At 68.1% G+C, this 15,553-nt stretch carries 14 protein-coding genes and 1 pseudogene; 13 read left to right on the top strand and 2 right to left on the bottom strand.

Annotation, left to right across the window (positions count from 1 at the left end):
• Nucleotide 1: 1 nt before the first annotated feature.
• Entirely contained in the window at nucleotides 2–637 is a 636-nt protein-coding gene (locus C1706_RS02915; protein ID WP_129457718.1) for a helix-turn-helix transcriptional regulator, read from the bottom strand.
• Between the two features lie 68 nt (nucleotides 638–705).
• Between C1706_RS02915 and moaA the strand changes: the two genes are divergently transcribed.
• The 13 genes and pseudogenes from moaA (at nucleotide 706) to moaC (ending at nucleotide 15,025) form a co-directional block, all read left to right on the top strand.
• On the top strand, nucleotides 706–1,725 hold the full coding sequence (gene moaA, locus C1706_RS02910; protein ID WP_129457717.1) for a GTP 3',8-cyclase MoaA: 1,020 nt from the start codon (nucleotides 706–708) through the stop codon (nucleotides 1,723–1,725).
• Nucleotides 1,726–1,748: 23 nt separating this feature from the next.
• Nucleotides 1,749–1,991, top strand: a complete 243-nt coding sequence (locus tag C1706_RS02905; RefSeq protein ID WP_129457716.1) for a MoaD/ThiS family protein — start codon at nucleotides 1,749–1,751, stop codon at nucleotides 1,989–1,991.
• A 4-nt stretch (nucleotides 1,992–1,995) separates the two neighbouring features.
• On the top strand, nucleotides 1,996–2,577 hold the full coding sequence (gene mobA / locus C1706_RS02900; protein ID WP_129457715.1) for a molybdenum cofactor guanylyltransferase: 582 nt from the start codon (nucleotides 1,996–1,998) through the stop codon (nucleotides 2,575–2,577).
• A gap of 101 nt (nucleotides 2,578–2,678) precedes the next feature.
• Nucleotides 2,679–6,398 carry a nitrate reductase subunit alpha gene (locus C1706_RS02895; protein ID WP_206660971.1) on the top strand — a complete coding sequence of 1,240 codons (3,720 nt, stop codon included), beginning with the start codon at nucleotides 2,679–2,681 and terminating at the stop codon, nucleotides 6,396–6,398.
• Nucleotides 6,398–7,972 (top strand): annotated as a pseudogene (gene narH / locus C1706_RS02890) (nitrate reductase subunit beta). Before C1706_RS02895 ends, narH begins: the two are co-directional and overlap by 1 nt.
• Nucleotides 7,969–8,640, top strand: coding sequence for a nitrate reductase molybdenum cofactor assembly chaperone (gene narJ / locus C1706_RS02885; protein WP_206660944.1), 672 nt, complete (start codon nucleotides 7,969–7,971; stop codon nucleotides 8,638–8,640). Before narH ends, narJ begins: the two are co-directional and overlap by 4 nt.
• Nucleotides 8,637–9,395, top strand: a complete 759-nt coding sequence (narI, locus tag C1706_RS02880) for a respiratory nitrate reductase subunit gamma (RefSeq protein ID WP_129457713.1) — start codon at nucleotides 8,637–8,639, stop codon at nucleotides 9,393–9,395. The genes narJ and narI overlap by 4 nt, the downstream gene beginning before the upstream one ends.
• Before the next feature lie 34 nt (nucleotides 9,396–9,429).
• Nucleotides 9,430–10,770: an MFS transporter gene (locus C1706_RS02875; RefSeq protein WP_129457712.1), complete on the top strand. Its 1,341-nt coding sequence runs from the start codon at nucleotides 9,430–9,432 to the stop codon at nucleotides 10,768–10,770.
• A gap of 2 nt (nucleotides 10,771–10,772) precedes the next feature.
• On the top strand, nucleotides 10,773–12,155 hold the full coding sequence (locus C1706_RS02870) for an MFS transporter (RefSeq protein WP_129458062.1): 1,383 nt from the start codon (nucleotides 10,773–10,775) through the stop codon (nucleotides 12,153–12,155).
• Between the two features lie 17 nt (nucleotides 12,156–12,172).
• Nucleotides 12,173–12,589, top strand: a complete 417-nt coding sequence (locus C1706_RS02865; RefSeq protein WP_129457711.1) for a molybdenum cofactor biosynthesis protein MoaE — start codon at nucleotides 12,173–12,175, stop codon at nucleotides 12,587–12,589.
• Nucleotides 12,580–13,341, top strand: coding sequence for a HesA/MoeB/ThiF family protein (locus tag C1706_RS02860; protein ID WP_129457710.1), 762 nt, complete (start codon nucleotides 12,580–12,582; stop codon nucleotides 13,339–13,341). The genes C1706_RS02865 and C1706_RS02860 overlap by 10 nt, the downstream gene beginning before the upstream one ends.
• 3 nt (nucleotides 13,342–13,344) lie before the next feature.
• On the top strand, nucleotides 13,345–14,547 hold the full coding sequence (locus tag C1706_RS02855) for a molybdopterin molybdotransferase MoeA (RefSeq protein ID WP_129457709.1): 1,203 nt from the start codon (nucleotides 13,345–13,347) through the stop codon (nucleotides 14,545–14,547).
• A gap of 4 nt (nucleotides 14,548–14,551) precedes the next feature.
• The gene (gene moaC, locus C1706_RS02850) at nucleotides 14,552–15,025 is read left to right on the top strand and encodes a cyclic pyranopterin monophosphate synthase MoaC (RefSeq protein ID WP_129457708.1); all 474 of its coding nucleotides are present in this window, start codon (nucleotides 14,552–14,554) and stop codon (nucleotides 15,023–15,025) included.
• Nucleotides 15,026–15,030: 5 nt separating this feature from the next.
• Here moaC and C1706_RS02845 read toward each other — a convergent pair whose 3' ends face one another.
• Nucleotides 15,031–15,543, bottom strand: coding sequence for a MogA/MoaB family molybdenum cofactor biosynthesis protein (locus C1706_RS02845; RefSeq protein ID WP_129457707.1), 513 nt, complete (start codon nucleotides 15,541–15,543; stop codon nucleotides 15,031–15,033).
• Between the last annotated feature and the right edge of the window lie 10 nt (nucleotides 15,544–15,553).

The raw sequence follows: 15,553 nt of genomic DNA, 5'->3' as shown, positions 1-15,553 counted from the left end.
CTCACACGGCGGCGGTGTGGAACCGCGTCACGCACACCTGCGGGCCGATCGTGATCGGGTCGGCCACCCACGCGCCAGCGCTGGCGTCCATGTAGCCGTCCAGCAGCCCTTGGTGGATGGCGCACACGATGGGGAGTCGCGCCGGGTCGATGGCATTGCGGAACGGGCAGCGGGTGAAACAGAGGTCTTCGCCTTCGCGCCGGATGCCGAAGCCACGCTCAGCCAGGTGCGTGGTCAGGTCATCGGTGACGCGGTCGGCGGGGGTGGTGGGGTCGGCCAGCGCGGCGCCCCAGCGTCGTCCGGCACGCTCCCCGATGCTGGCGGAATCCTCGGATTCGGCCAGGACTTCGGTCAAGAGCAGGTTGACCAGCTCAAGGAGGTGAACATTGCCCATGCTGGGCGCCTCGCTCGTGGCCGAGTAGAGCAGGGGTGGCCGCCCTTGCGTCTTGGGCGCAGCGGCGGCTCGCCGCGCGTAGCCGACCTCGGCCAGAGCGTCCAAATGGAAGCGGGCCGAGTTCTTGTGCACGCCGAGATCGACAGCCACTTGCCCCACTGAGAGTGGTTCGGCCGACTTCTCCAACAGCGCTAGCACGCGAGCACGACTCGGCCCGAGCCCGTGCTGCTGGGTGAGAGTCACCGCTGCATTCTGGCACTGAGCGCCAACCCGGGTGGGGAGTACTCACCGGCACAGCTACAGTTTCTTCCATGCTCCTTGGACAATTGGCCGATCGGCACGGGCGGGTGGCGCGCGACCTGCGCGTCTCGCTCACCGACCGGTGCAATCTGCGTTGCAGCTACTGCATGCCCGCCGAGGGCCTCACCTGGCTGCCCACCGAGGAGACGCTCACCGACGCAGAGGTGCTGCGGCTCCTGCGCGTGGCCGTGGAACGGTGCGGGGTGGAGTCCATCCGTTTCACGGGCGGGGAGCCCTTGTTGCGCCGGGGCCTTGAGCAGATCATTGCGGGTGCCGCCGCGCTTCGTGGCCCCACGGGCCGCCCCGAACTGGCGCTGACCACGAACGGCCTCGGGCTCGATCACCGGATCACGGGTTTGCGCGAGGCTGGCCTCGACCGGGTGAATATCTCGCTGGATTCACTCGACCGCGAACGCTATGCCCGCCTCTCCCGGCGCGATCGCCTCGACGACGTGCTGGCGGGTATCGCGGCCACCGATCGGGCGGGCCTGCGTCCGGTGAAGATCAACGCGGTGGCGATGCGCGACGTCAACGAGGCCGACATCGTGCCCTTGGCGCAGTTTTGCCTGAGCCATGGCTATGAGCTGCGTTTCATCGAGCAGATGCCGCTGGGCCCCGCGGGCGAGTGGCAGCGCTCCCGCCTGGTGTCAGCCGACGAGATCTTGGCGATGCTCGGCGCCGCCTTCACGCTGACACCCGCCAGCGCTGCCCGGGGCCCCGCACCCGCCGCACTGTGGGAGGTCGCCCCCGACGCGACCCAACCCGGGGGCACCGTGGGCGTCATCGCCTCGGTGACGCGTCCGTTCTGCGGCGCCTGCAACCGCACCCGGCTCACCGCGGACGGACAGGTGCGCTCCTGCCTGTTCTCCCAGAAGGAAACCGACCTGCGCGCGCTTCTGCGCGGCGGGGGCAGCGACGAGGCTCTGGCCGAGGCGTGGCGGACGGCGCAGTGGGGTAAGCCGCGCGCCCATGGGATCGACGATGAGGGCTTCCAGCCGCCCGAGCGCACCATGAGTGCGATCGGCGGCTGAGGCCGACAACGAAGGGGAGAGGCATGGCACAGATCAGGTACTTTGCGGGCGCGGCGGAGGCCGCCGGGGTTGACGAGGTCGAGGTGGACGTCGCCGCGTTGACAGTGTCCGGCCTGCTCGCGCGTCTGGGGCAGGACAACGCCCGCCTGGCGGAGGTGTTGCGGGTGAGTTCGCTGCTGGCCGACGGCGTCCGCCAAGACGATCCAGACGCCGTCCTGACCGGCGTCGCGCAGGTGGACGTGCTGCCTCCGTTCGCGGGCGGGTAGACCCGTGGAGAGGGTCGTCGTCGTCGTGGGTGGCGGGCGCTCCTCACGCATGGGCGTGGACAAGCTTGCCCTCCGCCTGGAGGGGCGCACCCTTCTCGAACGCTGCATCAGCGCCGGGCTGACCTGGGCGTCTCGCGCGATCGTCGCCGGGGATGAACCAGATGCCTGGGTGTCCGATGCCCGTGTGACGTTTCGGCGCGAGGATCCTCCGTTCGGCGGCCCGGTCGCAGGCTTGGCCGCGGCCCTTGCCGCAGCGCCAACCGCGGACGAGGTGATGATTCTGGCGGGTGATTTGGCGCACCCGGACGCGGCGGTCGCGTTGCTCTCCCCCACGCGCCTTCGCGGCGACGGGGTGGCGCTTCTCGACGCCGAGGGCTGGCCGCAATACCTCGCGGGCCGCTACTTCGCCGCTTCGGTGCGGCGCGCCATCGCGGCCTTGGACACGGTGCGGGACTCGTCGGTGCGGCGCCTGATGCGCCCTCTGGACGTGACGCTACTCCCCGCCCCAGCGTTCGCGACCCTCGATTTAGATACTCCCGAAGTTGCGAAAATATCTGGGGCTATCGATCCGCAGATGCGGATCTAGGAGCCCCCTTTCTCCGCTGACGCGAACCCCCTTCCCCCCGTCGCGACAACCGAGGCGCAGCGTCCCGCCGCACAGCATTTATTTCAGAACTTTGTGTAAAACTGTCCGCCATGGAACAGAGTTCGAGGCTCGACGGGCCGGCGTCGGACGCCCTGCTGAAGCTGGGGAAGTACTTCACACGCTGGGACACCACCGCAGACGATCGCGCCGTCTTCCGCCAGGGAGGCCGCGCCGGCGACGTCTTCTACCGTGACCGCTGGAGCCACGACAAGGTCGTCCGGTCCACTCACGGCGTCAACTGCACGGGATCGTGCTCCTGGAAGGTGTACGTCAAGGACGGCATCATCACCTGGGAGTCGCAGCAGACCGACTACCCCACCACCGGGCCTGACCGTCCCGAGTACGAACCTCGCGGCTGCCCGCGCGGCGCCTCCTTCTCCTGGTACACCTACTCCCCCACACGCGTCCGCTACCCGTATGGGCGGGCCGTCTTGCTGGAGATGTACCGCGAAGCCAAGCAGCGCCTGGGCGATCCCGTCCTGGCGTTCCGCGAGGTCAGCACCGACCCGGTCAAGCGACGCCGCTACCAACAGGCGCGCGGCAAGGGCGGACTCATCCGCATCTCGTGGGACGAGGCGCTGGAGATCTCCGCGGCGAGCTACGTCAACACCATCCAGAACTACGGGCCTGACCGGTGCGTGTCGTTCTCTCCCATCCCCGCCATGAGCATGGTCAGCCACGCGATCGGGACCCGCTTCACGCACCTCATCGGCGGCGCGATGACCAGCTTCTACGACTGGTATGCCGACCTTCCCGTGGCCAGCCCGCAGGTCTTCGGCGACCAGACCGACGTTCCCGAATCGGGCGACTGGTGGGACGCCACCTACCTGATGATGTGGGGATCCAACGTCCCGCTCACCCGGACCCCGGACGCCCACTGGATGGCCGAGGTGCGCTACCGCGGCACCAAGGTCGTCACGGTCAGCCCCGACTACGCCGACAACGTGAAGTTCGCCGACGAGTGGCTGCCCGCCCAGGCAGGCACCGATGCCGCCTTGGCCATGGCGATGGGGCACGTCATCTTGAAGGAGAACTTCGTCGACGCGACCGTCGACTACTTCGACTCCTACGTGAAGCAGTACACCGATCTGGGCATGCTGATCACGTTGGTCGACCACCCCGACGGCCACGGCCTCACCGCAGGCAAGTTCGTCACGGCCGCCGACCTTCCCGAGCACGCCAGCCTCACCGATGCCGCCTTCAAGACGGTCATGTGGGACAAGGCGACCGGCGTGCCCGCCGTCCCCAACGGTTCGATGGGCTTCCGCTACGCCGACGACGGCGAGGGCCAATGGAACCTCGACCTGGGCAGCATCGAGCCCGCCCTGACCTTCTTCGGTGACCCCGACGCCGACGGCGTCGAGGTGGCGCTGCCCTGCTTCGAGGATCCCCGCGGGGAAGGGTCGATCATCCGCCGCGGGGTGCCCGCCCGCCGGATCGGGAACACCCTCGTCACGACGGTCTTCGACCTGATGCTGGCGCAGTACGGCGTCGGACGCGACGGCCTGCCGGGCACGTGGGCTCGCGACTACGACGACGTCCTCTCGCCCTACACCCCGGCCTGGCAGGCCGAGATCACGTCCGTCCCCGCCGAGGCGTGCATCCGCACGGCACGTGAGTTCGCGGCGAACTCCGTGGAGTCCCAGGGCCGCAGCATGATCATCATCGGCGCGGGTATCTGCCACTGGTTCCACGCGGACGTCACCTACCGCGCCATCATCGCGTTGCTCATGATGACCGGCTGCATCGGGAAGAACGGCGGCGGCTGGGCCCACTACGTCGGCCAGGAGAAGTGCCGTCCGATGACGGGCTGGTTCAACATGGCCAATGCGACGGACTGGCAGCGTCCGCCGCGCACCATGATCGGGACGGCCTACTGGTACATGCACACCGACCAGTGGCGCACCGACGGGTTCTCCTCCGACCGGGTCACCTCGCCGTTGTCCACGGGCGCACTGGACGGGATGCACACCGCCGACGCGCTCGCGCAGTCCAACCGCCTGGGTTGGATGCCGTTCTACCCGCAGTTCGACGTCAACCCGCTCGATCTGGCCGATGAGGCGAAGGCTGCGGTGGCGCGGGGTGAGGCGGAATCGGTCGCGGGCTACGTCGCGGGCCGGTTGAAGAGCGGCGCGCTCAAGAGTTCGATCGAGGATGTCGACGCCCCGCAGAACTGGCCGCGGACGATGATCTTGTGGCGCTCGAACCTGTTCGGGTCCTCCGCTAAGGGCAGCGAATACTTCCTCAAGCACCTGCTGGGGACCGACAGCAACCTCATGCCGAACAACTACGGCGCCGATGAGCGTCCCCAGGATGTGGCGTGGCACGACGAGGCGCCAGAAGGCAAGCTCGACTTGTTGATGACGGCGGACTTCCGCATGACGAGTTCGACGCTGCTGTCCGACATCGTGTTCCCTGCCGCGACCTGGTACGAGAAGCACGACCTGTCCAGCACGGACATGCACCCGTTCGTCCACGCGTTCTCCCCGGCCATCGATCCGCCGTGGGAGGCCAAGACCGACTACGAGTTGTTCACCGAGTTGGCCCTGCGGCTCTCCGCCATGGCGAAGGGACGCCTCGACACCCGCTCCGATCTGGTGGCGGTCGCGCTCCAGCACGACACGCCTGGGGAGATCAAGCAGCCCGGTGGCGTCGTGCGGGACTGGAAGGACAGCGACATTCCAGCCGTCCCCGGTCAGAACATGCCGGTGCTGACGGTCGTGGAGCGGGACTACACCGCCATCGCCGACAAGCTCGGCACGGTCGGCCCGCTCGCGGACAAGCTCGGCTTCACGGTGAAGAACATCACCTATGACGTCAAGCACGCGGTCTCCAAGCTGGCGTCCTTGCATGGCGTGTTCCCGACGGGCGCGGCTGCCGGACGCCCGGCGATCGACACCGACAAGCGGCTGGCCGAGGCGATCCTTCTGTTCTCGGGGACCACCAACGGCGAACTCGCCACCCAGGGCTTCCACGATCTGGAGAAGAAGACCGGACGCCCCCTGGTGGACCTGGCCGAGGGCTCGGAGGAGAAGGTGATCAGCTTCGCTCAGACGCAGCAGGCTCCCCAGCCCGTGATCACCTCACCGGAGTGGTCCGGCTCGGAGAAGGGCGGACGCCGCTACTCGGCGTTCACCATCAACGTGGAACGGCTCAAGCCCTGGCACACCCTGTCGGGTCGCATGCACTTCTTCCTCGACCACGACTGGATGATCGACGCCGGGGAACAGTTGCCGACCTACCGGCCTCCGCTCGACATGGCGAAGGCGTACGGCGAACCCGATCTGGGCCCCGCCGGCGAGAAGGCGATCACCGTGCGCTACCTGACAGTGCACAACAAGTGGTCGATCCACTCCGAGTATCAAGACAACCTGTTCATGCTCTCGTTGGGGCGTGGAGGCCCTCAGGCCTGGCTGAGCGTCGCGGACGCCGCCTCCATCGGGGTCAGCGACAACGACTGGATCGAACTCACGAACGCCAACGGGGTGTTCGTGGCGCGCGCCGTCGTCACCTCCAAGCTGCCGGACGGCATCTGCTACGTCCAGCACGCACAGGAGCGGACCATCGACGTGCCCAAGTCGGAAGCGACCGGGAAGCGGGGCGGCATCCACAACTCCGTGACACGCATCCTGCTCAAACCGACCCACCTGATCGGGGGGTACGCGCACCAGGCGTACGCCTTCAACTACATCGGCCCCACCGGCGTCCAGCGAGACATCGTCTCCACGGTGCGCCGCCGCTCCCAGGAGGTGCAGTACTGATGGCGAAGCAGCGTCGCGTCATGGCTCAGGTGGCCATGGTGATGAACCTGGACAAGTGCATCGGCTGTCACACCTGCTCGGTCACCTGCAAGCAGGCGTGGACGAACCGGGCAGGCACCGAATACGTGTGGTTCAACAACGTCGAAACCCGTCCTGGCCAGGGGTATCCCCGCACCTACGAGGATCAGGAGAAGTGGCAGGGCGGTTGGGTCCGCACCAAGAGCGGGCGGCTCAAGCTGCGCTCCGGTGGCCGGTTCAAGAAGCTGCTCAGCATCTTCGCCTCCCCCGTGCAGCCGGGCCTGGACGACTACTACGAGCCCTGGACCTACGACTACGAGAACCTGATCTCGGCCCCGCTGGGCGACGACTTCCCGGTCGCGCGCCCCAAGTCGCTGGTCACCGGCGAGGACATGGCCATCTCCGCGTCGGCGAACTGGGACGACGCGCTGGGTGGTGTCGCCGCGACCGAGGCGGGGGATCCGATCCTGCGCAAGCTCCGCGAGGAAGCCAACCAGCAGATCAAGCTGGAGTACGAGAAGAGCTTCATGTTCTTCGTCCCGCGCATCTGCGAGCACTGCCTGAACCCCTCGTGTGTGGCGTCGTGCCCCTCGGGAGCGATCTACAAGCGCGCCGAGGACGGCATCGTGCTGGTCGACCAGGACAAGTGCCGTGGCTGGCGCCAGTGCATCACCGGTTGCCCGTACAAGAAGGTCTACTTCAACCACCGCACGGGGAAGGCCGAGAAGTGCCACTTCTGCTACCCGCGCATCGAGGAGGGCATCCCCACGGTCTGCTCGGAGACGTGCGTCGGGCGGCTGCGCTACCTCGGCATCATCTTGTACGACCCCGACAAGGTGACGCAGGCGGCCCTCGCCGACGACAAGGACCTGTACAAGGCCCAACTCGACCTGATGTTGGATCCGACCGATCCCGAGGTGATCGCGGACGCCCGGCGCTCCGGGATCCCGAACGATTGGTTGGAGGCCGCCGCGATCTCCCCGGTGTACGCCTTGATCAAGCACTTCAAGGTGGCGCTGCCGCTGCATCCCGAGTACCGCACCATGCCGATGGTCTGGTACATCCCACCGCTGTCCCCCGTCGTGGATCTGCTGAAGGAGCAGGGGCACGACGCCGAGGCGGGCGGAAACCTGTTCGGCGCCATCGACGCCCTGCGCATTCCCCTGGAATAACTGGCGGAGTTGTTCACCGCGGGCGACGTCGAGGTGGTCCGTTCGGTACTGCAGAAGCTGGCGGCGATGCGCTCCTACATGCGCGATGTCACGCTGGGGCGTCCCCGCCAAGAAGAACTCCCCACCGCCGTCGGGATGACCGGCGAGGCGATGGAACAGATGTACCGGCTCTTGGCGATCGCGAAGTACAACGACCGCTACGTCATCCCGACCGCGCACAAGGAGCAGGCCCACAACCTCGAAGAGATGGGGTGTTCGGTCAACTTCGACGACGACCCGAGCGCCCAAGCCCCCTTCGGGGAGTCCTCAGGCCGGGTCGTCCCGGTGGCGGTGGAGTCCTTTGCTGCGGCGAAGGCCCGACGCGAACAGGCGGAACGAGGATGATGCTTCCGACCCCGCCCGCCAAACGTGACCGCGTGATCTATGCGGCCGCCGCCGTCGTGTTGTCCTACCCCGACGAGGACGTCATGGCGCGCCTACCCCTCGTCGAGGAGGCCCTGATCGAGGCGTCCGCGTTCGACCGATTCGCGCCCACGTTCGCCCACCTGCGGTCGATGCCGTTGATGGAGGCACAGAGCTGGCATGTGCAGGAGTTCGATCTGAGCCGTCGCCACGCGCTGCATCTGACCTATTGGACCGATGGCGACACGCGTCGGCGCGGGGAGGTTCTCGCGGCCGTCAAGCAGACCTATCGGGATTCGGGTCTGGTGGTGGACCTCAACGGGGAACTGCCCGACTACCTGCCCATGGTGCTGGAGTTCGCCGCCAACGGTGCCCCCGCCGTCGGCGTCGCCCTGCTGAACACCTATCGGGCCTCCTTGGAACTCCTGCGTCTAGGGCTCGAAGGCGATCGCCTGCCCCAGGCGGGCGTCCTCGCCGCCCTCTGCGACACCCTCGGCGGCCCGTCGCCGCGGACACGCGCCGAGGTGCAGCACCTTCACGACAACCCCCCGAGCGAACTCGTCGGCCTCGACGGGTTCCTGACGTCGACGCCCTCTCCGGCCTGCCCGGCGTCGATGGCGACCGGCACCGAGCAAGGAGACCGACGATGAGCATCTTCCTGTGGAGCGTCCTGCCCTATGTTGCCGCGCTGATCCTCGTCGGGGGTCTGGTGTGGCGCTACCGCTACGACCAGTTCGGCTGGACGACGCGCTCCTCGCAGTTGTACGAATCCACGCTGCTGCGCATCGCGTCCCCGCTGTTCCACTTCGCGTTGCTCGCCGTGTTCCTCGGGCACGTCGTGGGGCTGCTGATCCCGAAGGCATTCACCGACTCGATCGGCCTGGATCAGCACGCCTACCACCTGGGGGCATTCTGGGGCGGCGGCTTGGCCGGGATCGCGCTGGTCGTCGGCCTGGGGCTGCTGATCTATCGACGCCGCACCCAAACGGCCGTGTTCCGGGCGACCACCACCAACGACAAGATCATGTACGTGGCGCTCGCCTTGGCGGTCGGCCTGGGCATGGTGGCGACCCTGACCGGCGATCGGACCCCGACCGGGCAAGAGCACAACTACCGCGAAACGGTGTCGGTCTGGTTCCGTTCGCTGTTCACGCTGCAGCCCGACGTTGAGGCCATGGGGCACGCCACCTGGCAGTTTCAGGCGCACATCCTGATCGCGCTCGCGCTCATCGCGATGATCCCGTTCACGCGCCTGGTGCACGCCTTCACTGCACCCCTGCACTACCTGTTCCGCCCCTACATCGTGTACCGCTCCCGCGATGAGGACACCCGACAGTCCGCGACCCGACGTGGCCGCGGCTGGGATCCGGTCGGAACCTTGGACAACCAAAAGCCCCCGCGCTGACCACTCGCCCATTCACGTCTGCAGAAGGCCGCACATGTCGACCCCCCTGATCGTGGTCGGACCCGACCACACCACCGCCAAGGGCGCCGGACGCGTCCTGGTGATGTCCACCATCGCGTTCACGCTGATGTTCGCGGTCTGGCTGATGTTCGGCATCCTCGGGGTGCCGATCCAGCAAGAGTTCGGGCTCAGTGATGTGGAGTTGAGCTGGATCTCCGCGGTCGCCGTCTTGAACGGCTCGATGTGGCGTCTGCCCGCGGGCATCCTCGCTGACCGCATCGGCGGTCGCACCGTCACGCTGATCCTGCTGTTCGCCACCGCCATCCCCGCCTTCCTGGTGAGTTTCGCCAACAGCTACCTGTGGCTGCTGGTCCTCGCGTTCCTGGTGGGGTTCGCCGGGAACCTGTTCAGTGCGGGTGTCGCCTGGAACTCCGCCTGGTTCGGCAAGGAGCGCCAAGGCCTCGCGCTGGGCGTCTTCGGCGCAGGCAACGTTGGTGCGTCGGTGACGAAGCTGATTGGTCCGGGCCTGATCGCCGCCACCGCGGGCAGCACGTTCATCCTCGGGATCCAAGGCGGGTGGCGGCTGATCCCCGTCCTGTATGCCGTGCTGTTGGTCATCGTCGGCGTCGCGACCTGGATCATCGTGCCCCGCGTCGACCGGGCCCCGGGGGCGAGCAAGCCCCTCGCCGAGACGCTGCAGCCACTCAAGCAGGTCCGGGTCTGGCGCTTCAGCCTGTACTACGTGGCCGTGTTCGGCACCTATGTCGCCTTGTCGGCGTGGCTGCCGAAGTACTACGTCGACAACTTCCACGTCGACCTGGCGACGGCTGGCCTGCTCACCGCCACCTTCATCTTTCCGGCCTCGCTGCTGCGCCCCCTGGGCGGCTGGCTGAGTGACCGCATCGGCGCACGCTCGGTCATGTACGTGACCTTCGCGGTGATGCTTCTCACCAGCGGCATCTTGATGATGCCCAACGGGCACCTCGTCATCGCTCACGCTGACGGCACCACCACCGAGCATCTGCCCTTCCACCTGGAGTTGCCCTGGTTCGTGGCGCTCGTGTTCTTCCTGGGCTGCGCCATGGGCATCGGCAAGGCCGCCGTCTACAAGCACATTCCCGAGTACTTCCCCGATCACGTGGGTTCCGTCGGTGGCCTCGTCGGCATGTTCGGCGGGCTCGGCGGTTTCTTCCTGCCGCCGCTGTTCGCCTACACCAAGGCGGCCAGCGGGTTCCCCACCTCGACATTCTTCGTGATCTTCATCCTGGTGGCGCTGTGCGCCGCGTGGATGCACGTCACTATCCACCGCATGATGACGCGGGCCACACCATCCACGGCCAGCCTCATCGAACCTGAATTGGAGGCCGTATCGTGAGCATGACCCATGAGACCAAGGGAGACTGGCTTGTCTCCTGGGATCCCGAGAACGAAGCCACGTGGGACAAGAAGCTCGCCTGGAACACCCTGGCGGTGACGACGTTCACGCTGACGCTGTGCTTCGTGGCCTGGTTCCTTCCCAGCGCCATCGTTCCCAAGCTGAACGCGCTCGGCTTCGCCTTCACCAAAGAGCAGCTCTACTGGTTGGCGGCCATGCCCGGGCTGTCCGGTGGCCTGCTGCGCCTGGTCTGGATGGTCCTGCCCCCCAAGATCGGCACGCGGAAGATGGTGACGCTCACCACCGTGCTGCTCATCCTTCCGGTGCTCGGGTGGGGCTTTGAGGTCACCAACCCGGACGTGCCGTACTGGCGTCTGATGGGCTTGGCCTTCCTGTCTGGCATCGGCGGGGGCGCGTTCTCCGGGTTCATGCCCTCCACGTCCTACTTCTTCCCGCGGCGTCTGCAAGGGACCGTGCTCGGCATCCAGGCGGGTATCGGCAACTTCGGCGTCTCGTTGGTGCAGTTGCTGACGCCGTGGCTGATCGGCTTTTCGATGTTCGGCTTCCTCGGCTCGCAGCACATGGCGATCCCCGGGAAGGCCCCGATCGTCGTCTGGTACCAGAACTCGGCGCTGGTCTACCTGCCGTTCATCGTCGCCGGGGCCATCTGGGCCTATGTGGCGCTGAAGTCAGTGCCGATCAAGGCCAACATCAAGCAGCAGTTCGACATCTTCCGCAACCAGGACACCTGGTGGATGACGCTGCTCTACATCATGACCTTCGGCACCTTCTCGGGCCTGTCGGCGCAGTTCGGCCTGCTGCTGACCAACCTCTACGGGGCGGGCAACTCCGCCATCGTGGAGGGCAGCGGCCAGACGGCCAAGCTGCTGGTCGAGGGCTACGCGATCCCGGACGCCGCCGCCTACGTCTTCCTCGGCCCGCTCATCGGCGCCGGCGCGCGCGTGCTGTTCGCGCCGCTGACCGACAAGATGGGCGGCGCCATCTGGACGCTGGTCTCCGGCCTGGGCCTGATCGGCTCGATCTGGTACACCATCGGCGGCCTGACCCCCGACACCACCTCGGCGGCCACGCTGACCGCGGGGTTCAACCAGTTCCTGTGGGGCATGCTGGCCATCTTCCTGTTCTCCGGCATCGGCAACGCGTCCACGTTCAAGCAGATGCCGATGATCTTCCAGCCGCGCCAGGCCGGCGGCGTGATCGGCTGGACGGCCGCCATCGCCGCGTTCGGGCCGTTCCTGTTCGGCATCGGGCTGACCACGTTCGGCGCCGTGCCCTTCTACTGGATCGGCGTCGCCTACGCGGTCATGTGCGTGGGCATCACCTGGTGGCGCTACGCGCGCCCGGGCGCCCCGATGAAGAGCTGACCGCTACCGTGAACGACATGCACGAGCCAAGCGGGGTCACCGCGTCCCCCATCGAGACCGACGCCCTGCGTGAGGCGGTCGGCGATGATCGTGCGGGGGCCGTGGTGACGTTCGCGGGCGTGGTCCGCAACCATGACCACGGTGCTGCGGTGACCGGCATTGAGTACGTCGGGCATCCCCAGGCGGACGCGCTGCTGAAGCAGATCGTCGCCGACATCAACGCACGCGAAGGCGTGCACGCCGTGGTGGCCCAGCATCGCGTGGGTCACCTGGATATCGGCGGGGTGGCGCTGTTCGTGGCCGTGGCGACGTCGCATCGCCGCGAAGGCTTCGAGGCGGCCAGTGACCTCGTCGAGCGCGTGAAGAAGGAACTGCCGATCTGGAAGAAGCAGTTCTTCACCGACGGCAGCCACGAGTGGTCCCAATGCCCCTGACCCCGGCACAGGTGCAGCGCTACCAGCGCAACATCGACGTCGCCGGCATCGGGGTCGAAGGCCAAGAACGCCTGCTGGGGTCCTCGGTGCTGGTCATCGGCGCCGGGGGCCTGGGGTCGGCGGCCCTGCCCTACCTCGCTGCGGCGGGTGTCGGACGCATCGGCATCATCGACGGGGACGCCGTCGAGCTGACGAACATGCAGCGGCAGGTTCTCCACACCGACCTGGGCCGCAACAAGGCGGAGTCGGCGGCTGAACGGCTCGGCCTGCTCAACCCGGATGTCCAGGTGGAGATCGACACCACCTACCTCACCCGAGCGCGAGCCGAGGCGTTGTTCCCGCACTACGACCTCGTCCTGGACTGCACCGACACCTTCGATGCGAAGTTCATGATCGCGGACGCCGCCGCCGCGGTGGACGCCCCGCTCGTGTGGGCCTCCGCGGTCGGCATGCAGGGCCAGTGCTCGGTTTTCGGCGTCCCGGACGCGGACGGCATCCGGCTCACTCTGCGTGACGTGATCGCGAGCGAGCCGTCGCCGCAGGACTATCCGCGCGCGGTGAACGTCGGCGTCCTGGGGGCCATGGTCGGCCAGATCGGCGCGCTGCAAGCCACCGAAGCCCTCAAGATCCTGGCGGGGTTCGGGGAGCCGCTCGTGGGTCGGGTCATGGTGCTGGACGCCGCGCGCGGACGCTGGTCGGTGCTGCCGCTGCGCGCCGCCCGGCCGCGCATCCGCCCGTCGGAGCAGGAGTAAAGGATGCTGAGCGTCGAGGAGTATCGCGCGCGAGTCCTGGCCTTGGCCAGCCTGCCCCCCGTCGAGGAGTGCGCCATCGGGTCGGGTTTTGGCCGCGTCGTGGCCGAAGACATGGTGGCTCACTGCGCCGTTCCCCCGTTCGACAATTCCGCCATGGATGGGTTCGCGGTGCGCTCAGCCGACACGCTGGGGGGCGCCCACCTGACGGTGGTGGCCGACCTTCCGGCCGGAACCCGGCTGGCCCCGCTAATCGGGGCGGGGCAGGCGGCCCGGATCATGACGGGGGCCCCGTTGCCTCCCGGCGCGGACGCCGTGGTGCCCGTCGAGGACACCGACCAGAGCCCCGGCGATGTGCCGCTTCCGGATGCGGTGCGGGTCCCCCCGGTCGCCGTTGGTGCTCATGTGCGCCGCGCAGCCGAGGACGTGGCCGTGGGCGCCGTCGTCGTGCCGCGTGGCCAGCGCTGGACGCCTGCCTCCGCCGCCGCGGCGGCCGCGGTGGGGCACGCCCGCGTGCGCCTGCATCGGCGTCCGACGGTGGCCGTGCTGGCAACCGGGAGCGAACTGCTCCCTGCAGGCGCCCCGCTGGGCTATGGGCAGATCCCCGACTCGAACTCGGTTTTGCTGGCTGGCCTGGTGGAGCAGTTCGGCGGCCAGGTGGTGTGTGCGCGCGCGGTCTCCGACGACCTGGCCGACTTTCGGCAGGCGTTGGTCGACGCGGCAGACGCCGAGGTCATCGTGACCTCCGGTGGCGTGTCGGTGGGCGCGTTCGAGGTGGTACGGCAGGCGGTCGAGGGCTCGATCGAGTTCGTGCGGGTCGCTATGCAACCGGGCAAGCCCCAGGCCAGCGGCCGCATCCGGGATGCCGCGGGCCGCGAGCACACGCTGGTGGCGCTCCCGGGCAACCCGGTGGGCGCTTTCGTGTCGGCGTGGGTGTTTGTGCGTCCGTTCCTGGATGCCTGCCAGGGGGCATTCTCGGAACCGCCAACGCTGCGGATCGCGGTCGCCGACGGCTGGCGCACGCCGCCGGGCCGAGCGCAGTTCATGCCCGTCGTCATCACGCCGGACGGCGTCCGGCCCGCGCACCGGCTGGGTTCGGGTTCGCACCTGATCGCCTCGCTGCATGCTGCTGAGGCGCTGGCCTTCGTCCCCGCCGACGTCGAACGCGTCGCGCCGGGTGATGTTCTCGACGTTCACCTGGTGAGGTAGAGGCATGGAGTTCACGCATCTGGACGCGCGGGGCCATGCCCGCATGGTTGACGTCACCGCCAAGCAGCCGACGGTACGCAGCGCGACGGCCGAGGCTGTGGTCTCGTGTTCGGCCGACGTGGTGACGGCGCTGCGTGAGGGCACCGTCCCTAAGGGTGACGTGCTCGCGGTGGCGCGTGTGGCCGGGATCGCGGCGGCGAAGAAGGTGCCCGACCTGCTGCCCCTGGCTCACGTCATCGGCGTCCACGGCGTCGTCGTGGACGTGGACATCGTCGAGGCGGGGGTCGCACTGCGCGCCGAGGTCAGGACGGCCGATCGCACCGGCGTCGAGATGGAGGCGCTCACGGCGGTGACGGTCGCCGCGCTCGCGGTCGTCGACATGGTCAAGGGCGTGGATCGTTCCGCCGAGATCACCTCGGCGCGGATCACGGCGAAGTCGGGAGGCCGCTCCGGTGATTGGCGGCGCGAGCCGCGCTGACGCCGCTACGCCGACGGCGGGCGGTGCAGGTCGTGGTCGGCCCCGTCGAGTTGTTCCACGATGTGCACCAGGAGCGGCGCCAGTACCGCGAGGGCGTCCCGGGCGCCACCGCGCGAGCCGGGCGCATTGAACACGAAACTGCGCGTCCCCTCGTGCTCGATCACCCCGGCTAGCCCGCGCGACAGGCTGGATAGGGGTGTCTTGACCGCCCCCGTCGCCCGGACGGCCTCGGCGATACCGGGCACCTCGTAGCTGAGCAGCGGACGCGTTGCCTCGACCGTCACATCGCGGGGGCTCACCCCGGTGCCGCCGGTGGTGAGGACGACGCGGGCCCCCGCAGCCACTGCGTCCAGGATCGCCGTGGCGATGCGTTCGGCGTCGTCGGGGAGGATCGTCGGTGCAGCGACATCGAAGCCGAGATCGGCCAGCCCGTCGCGCAGCACCGGCCCGGAGCGGTCCTCGTAGAGGTCGGCGGCGGCACGGTCGGAGCAGGTGATGACGGCGGCGCGGTAGGGCATGGTGGCCACA

The sequence above is a fragment of the Propioniciclava flava genome (genome assembly GCF_004126535.1).
GTDB lineage: Bacteria > Actinomycetota > Actinomycetes > Propionibacteriales > Propionibacteriaceae > Propioniciclava > Propioniciclava flava.
This window is presented reverse-complemented; position numbering and strand designations above follow the sequence as displayed.